The organism is Mycobacterium sp. MUNTM1, from assembly GCF_054660795.1.
Genome location: NZ_BAAGDE010000117.1, coordinates 1 through 3,801 on the forward strand (window position 1 = coordinate 1; position 3,801 = coordinate 3,801).

At 70.0% G+C, this 3,801-nt stretch carries 6 protein-coding genes; 2 read left to right on the forward strand and 4 right to left on the reverse strand.

Annotated elements, in window-relative coordinates:
- The 4 genes from ACYQ8K_RS29840 to rimP form a co-directional block, all read right to left on the reverse strand.
- Positions 1–442 (reverse strand): translation initiation factor IF-2 N-terminal domain-containing protein (locus ACYQ8K_RS29840; protein WP_459974951.1); only part of this gene is annotated, 442 nt, incomplete at its 3' end.
- Between the two features lie 75 nt (positions 443–517).
- Positions 518–763, reverse strand: coding sequence for a YlxR family protein (locus ACYQ8K_RS29845; RefSeq protein ID WP_372236956.1), 246 nt, complete (start codon positions 761–763; stop codon positions 518–520).
- Between the two features lie 174 nt (positions 764–937).
- Positions 938–1,993 (reverse strand): transcription termination factor NusA, encoded by a 1,056-nt coding sequence (nusA, locus tag ACYQ8K_RS29850; protein WP_007775127.1) that lies wholly within the window; start codon positions 1,991–1,993, stop codon positions 938–940.
- Positions 1,993–2,526 (reverse strand): ribosome maturation factor RimP, encoded by a 534-nt coding sequence (gene rimP / locus ACYQ8K_RS29855; protein WP_459974954.1) that lies wholly within the window; start codon positions 2,524–2,526, stop codon positions 1,993–1,995. Before rimP ends, nusA begins: the two co-directional genes overlap by 1 nt.
- Positions 2,527–2,754: 228 nt before the next feature.
- Between rimP and ACYQ8K_RS29860 the strand changes: the two genes are divergently transcribed.
- Entirely contained in the window at positions 2,755–3,285 is a 531-nt protein-coding gene (locus tag ACYQ8K_RS29860) for a hypothetical protein (protein WP_459974956.1), read from the forward strand.
- Positions 3,282–3,728, forward strand: coding sequence for a ferritin-like domain-containing protein (locus ACYQ8K_RS29865; RefSeq protein WP_007775134.1), 447 nt, complete (start codon positions 3,282–3,284; stop codon positions 3,726–3,728). The genes ACYQ8K_RS29860 and ACYQ8K_RS29865 overlap by 4 nt, the downstream gene beginning before the upstream one ends.
- The last annotated feature ends 73 nt before the right edge of the window (positions 3,729–3,801 follow it).

Consider the following 3,801-nt stretch of genomic DNA (forward strand, 5'->3'; position numbering starts at 1 on the left):
GGCCGGGCCCCTGCCCGGGTGCGGGCGGCTTCGGCTGACCCGGGGACGGCGCGGACGGCCGGGCGGGAGCCGGGCCGGGCCGGGCCGGTGCCTCGGCGGGCGCCGCGGAGGCCTGCGGGGCGGCGGGCTTGGCGGGCGCCGCCGTCGCCTCGCCGTTGCCGCCGGCGCTGCCGATGGCGTTGTCGAGAGCCTTGTCGAGCGATTTGTCCGGAGCCTTGGCGGCGGGCGCCTTGGCCCCCGCCTGTGCGGAGGACTTCGCCGGGGCCTTTTCGGCGGCCTTGCCGCCGCCGAAGGACTCGCGAAGCCGGCGAGCCACCGGCGCTTCTACCGTCGACGATGCGGATTTAACGAATTCGCCCTGATCATTCAGTCGGGCGAGGACTTCCTTGCTGGTAACACCGAGTTCCTTAGCCAACTCGTGTACGCGGGCCTTACCTGCCACTACATCTCCTGTCTATGAGGCGACAGTCGTGGGGCCGCGCCTCGGGTTTAGCTATGACGCATTGTCATCGGGACTTCACGGTGTGCTCATGTTCTTTGCTACCTGTTCTGTTGCCGGGCGCTCGGGCGCACAGAGAGACTCTATGTGCTCGATCACCGCGGATGTGTCCGGTGAACCGGTGATGCGCAGCGCTTTGGTGAAAGCCCGCCGCCGGATTGCCTGTTGCGCGCACTGCGGCCCGGGATGCAGCCATGCACCCCGCCCCGGCAGGCTATTGCCTGTGTCAACGATCACGGCGAATTCGCCGTTCCCGTTCGGCACAGCCACCACTCGAAGCAGCTCGACGGCCAGCTCTCGCTTCCGGCACCCGACACATGTCCGTACGGGTCCACCCGCATGACGGTGCGCCAAGGCCGAAGGCTCACGCTGGATCACGGCTCAGTCTAGCGTCACCACATAGATGGTCAGAACCGCCCGAGGGGTGCGCGGGCGCCGCTACCGGTCGTGGGCCATTCCGTGGCTGGCACCGTGTTCGGACTGGCTCTCCGAGTGCCCCCCGGAGCCGCCGGGCGAGTCCCCGCGGATGTCGATGCGCCACCCGGTGAGCCGGGCGGCCAGGCGCGCGTTCTGGCCCTCCTTGCCGATCGCCAGCGACAGCTGGAAGTCGGGCACCACCACCCGGGCGGCGCGCGCCGCCTGGTCGATGATCGACACCGACACCACCTTCGCCGGCGACAGCGCGTTGGCGACGAAGCGGGCGGGGTCCTCGTCGTAGTCGATGATGTCGATCTTCTCGCCGGAGAGCTCGCTCATCACGTTGCGGACCCGCTGGCCCATCGGGCCGATGCAGGCGCCTTTGGCGTTCAGGCCGGGAAGGTTGGACTTCACCGCGATCTTGGAGCGATGGCCGGCCTCCCGGGCCACGGCCACGATCTCCACCGACTCGTCGGCGATCTCGGGGACTTCCAGCGAGAACAGCTTGCGGACCAGGTTGGGGTGGGTCCGGGACAGGGTGATCAGCGGTTCCCGGGCGCCCCGGGTCACCCCGATCACGTAGCACCGCACGCGGTTGCCGTGCTCGTAGCTTTCGCCGGGAACCTGCTCGGCCGCCGGGATCACACCCTCGGAGGCCTTCGTCTCGGTGCCCATCCGGACCACGACCAGCCCCCGCGCGTTGGCCCGGCTGTCGCGCTGGATGACGCCCGCGACGATCTCGCCCTCGCGGGTGGAGAACTCGCCGTAGGTCCGCTCGTTTTCGGCGTCCCGGAAGCGCTGCAGCATCACCTGGCGTGCGGTGGTGGCGGCGATGCGGCCGAAACCCTCCGGGGTGTCGTCCCATTCACTGATGACGTTGTCGTCTTCGTCGGTCTCGCGGGCCATCACCCGCACGACACCAGTCTTGCGGTCGATCTCGATCCGTGCGTCGTTCTGGTGGCCTTCGGTGTGCCGGTAGGCGGTGAGCAGCGCCGACTTGATCGTCTCGAGCAGCTCGTTGACCGAGATGCCGCGATCCACCTCGATGGCGTGCAGTGCGGCCATGTCGATGTTCATCAGCGCCGCTCCTCCATCCTCAGGGCCTGCCCCATACCGGCCAGTTCCAGCTCCGCTTGATTAGGGGGCGAAAACTCCACCTGGACAACCGCTTTCGCGATGTCACCGAGTGGAATCTCGCGCACCTCCCAGTCCCGGCCGGCGCGGACCACCAGCGCGACCGCATCGTCGGTCGTCTCACCGACCCGGCCAGTCAGCTTCGATCCGTCCGACAGGACGACGTCGACCTTGCGGCCGCGGGCCCGGCGGAAGTGCTTCGCGCTGGTCAGCGGGCGGTCGACGCCGGGCGAGGAAACCTCGAGCACGTAGTGGTCGTCGATGGCGTCCAGGCCGTCGAGCAGTGTTGATGCCGACCGGGACAGCGTGGCCGCAGTGTCCAGATCGAGACCGTTGTCGCCGTCGGCGATCACCAGGATTCGCGGGGGGCGGGTCCGGGCGTCGATGACCACGTCTTCGATCTCGAATCCGGCGCGCGCAAACTCTCCACCGAGTAGCTCGATCACCTGCGTCTGCGACGGTAGCCCGGTGGTCACGGCGAGCTCCTCATCTTGAGTTGTCCGGTCATCTGGCGGATGTCGGCGCCCCGATGGCTTCGCAGGCGGCTTCCGGTGTCCCGGCGGAGGAACATCCGTGCCGACGCTTGCTGTCGGTGGCTGCCCTCTGCGAGAACCAGCTATCCACGATACGCCAGGAATCGCATATGACGGCGCGATCGCGTCCTGGCATCGTGCGCGCTTCCGCGCCGATGGCAGGATGTCCTTGTGGCTAGCGCGGTTCCGTTCGTCAACAGGCGAGATGTCCTCGCCGGTGGTGTGGCTTTCGCTGCGCTCGGGGCGGTCGTGACCGCCTGCGGTAAGCCGGCGCCCAAGCCCCCGGCCGTCGAGCAGCTGCTGGGGCCGCTGGATCAGGCCCGGCACGACAGCACGCTGGCGGGTGCCGCCGCCGCGGCCGTCGGGAACCCACCGCAGGTCGCCGCCGCGCTGACGGTTGTGGCCAGCCAGCGCGCCGCACACGCCCGCGCGCTGTCCGCGGAGATCTCGCGCGCGGCCGGCAAGCTTGCCACGTCGCCCACCAGCGAAGCGCCCAGCCCGAGCCAGGCCCAGCCGGCCGGGCCGCCGCCGCCCCCGCCGCCCGTGTCCGACGTGATCGATGCGTTGCGCGTCTCGGCCGACAGCGCGAGCCGGCTGGTGGGCACCGAATCGGGTTACCGGGCCGGGCTGCTCGCCTCGATCGCGGCGTCCTGCACGGCCTCGTACACGGTGGCACTGGTGCCCGGGGGGCCGTCGATATGACCTCCGGCAAGGACGCCGACAACCAGGCGCTGTGCGACGCGCTGGCCATCGAGCACTCGACGATCTACGGCTACGGCATCGTGTCCGCGCTGTCACCGCCCAGCGTGAACGACATGGTGGTGGAGGCGCTCGCGCAGCATCGGCAGCGCCGCGACGACGTCATCGCAATGCTGACCGCCCGCAAGGTGACCGCCCCGATCGCCGCGGCCGGCTACCAGCTGCCCCTGGTGGTCGGCGGCCCGGCCGACGCCGCGCGGCTGGCCGCACGGATGGAGAACGACGGCGCGGGCGCGTGGCGGGTGGTCGCCGAGCACGCGGAGACCGGCGCGGACCGCGCGTTCGCCGCGACGGCACTGGTGCAGAGCGCGGTGATGGCCGCCCGGTGGAGCCGGGTGCTGGGCGCCTGGCCCATCACGACGAGCTTCCCCGGCGGCAACGACTAGCTGTACTCGGCTAAGACGTTGTTGACAGTCGGCTGATCGGAGGGTGGCCTCCGAGTGCTGAGTGGCGTCGTTG

What these genes read in the sequence shown, in the direction of transcription:
- nusA (WP_007775127.1), bottom strand. Translation starts at nt 1,993, where the DNA reads ATGAACATCGACATGGCCGCACTGCACGCCATCGAGGTGGATCGCGGC.
- ACYQ8K_RS29865 (WP_007775134.1), top strand. Translation starts at nt 3,282, where the DNA reads ATGACCTCCGGCAAGGACGCCGACAACCAGGCGCTGTGCGACGCGCTG.